General features: G+C 24.4%; 1 protein-coding gene. It reads left to right on the top strand.

Annotation, left to right across the window (positions count from 1 at the left end):
• A partial coding sequence (locus tag HMPREF9370_RS11500; RefSeq protein ID WP_009117694.1) for an AIPR family protein occupies positions 1-540 on the top strand: 540 nt, incomplete at both ends.

Below are 540 nucleotides of genomic sequence, written 5' to 3'. Positions count from 1 at the left end.
AGATTTTCAAATTGTTAATGGTTGTCAATCTGCACATATCTTTTTTAAAAATAAGGATATTATTAATAGCAATACTAATATCATTGTAAAAATTATTGAAACTACAAAACAATCTTTAATAAATAAAATTATTAAAGCTACTAATAAGCAGACTTTAGTAACAGACGAAGCTTTTGAATCTCTTTCTAATTTTCATAGAGATTTAGAAGAATATTATTATGCAAAATCTAAAACTATTACAAATCCTATTTTTTATGAAAGACGTTCAAAGCAATATGACGATAATCCAGATATTAAAGCAACGCAAATTGTTACGTTAGCAGGTCAGATTCAAGCATATGTAGCAACAGTTTTAGCTCAACCGCATAGTACTCATCGCTATTACGGTGAGTTATTAAACTCTAATCGTGAAAAATTATTTTCTGGATCTAAATATGAAAATTATTATATTTCATCTTTAATTTTAAATAGATTGGACTCATTGTTTAGAACAAGAAAAATTCATAATAAATATAAAAAGTTTAGATTTCAAATTATATA

Source organism: Neisseria wadsworthii 9715 (assembly GCF_000227765.1).
Classification (GTDB): Bacteria; Pseudomonadota; Gammaproteobacteria; order Burkholderiales; family Neisseriaceae; genus Neisseria; species Neisseria wadsworthii.
Note: the sequence above shows the minus strand (reverse complement) of the source record. Positions and strands in the feature narration are given on the sequence as shown.